Below are 217 nucleotides of genomic sequence, written 5' to 3' on the forward strand. Positions count from 1 at the left end.
TTATCTGAAAGGTGAGTGCTCGAATAATCGCACAGTAAAGGAGTAGGCTTCTGATGATATTGGCGAAGAAAGTTAGACTGATTCCAACGCCTGAACAAGAAAAAGTGCTTAGAAACCATGCTGGTGCTGCAAGATTTGCCTATAACTATTGTAAAAGAATGAGTGATAGATATTATAAGCTATTTGGAAAATCTGTTTCACAGTTAGCTTTACAGAA

General features: G+C 36.9%; 1 protein-coding gene. It reads left to right on the forward strand.

Annotation, left to right across the window (positions count from 1 at the left end; translation table 11 throughout):
• Positions 1–53: 53 nt before the first annotated feature.
• On the forward strand, positions 54–217 hold a 164-nt coding region (locus JDS99_RS31645; RefSeq protein ID WP_080001802.1), incomplete at its 3' end, for a helix-turn-helix domain-containing protein.

Source organism: Bacillus cereus group sp. N6 (assembly GCF_016483705.1).
Classification (GTDB): Bacteria; Bacillota; Bacilli; order Bacillales; family Bacillaceae_G; genus Bacillus_A; species Bacillus_A wiedmannii.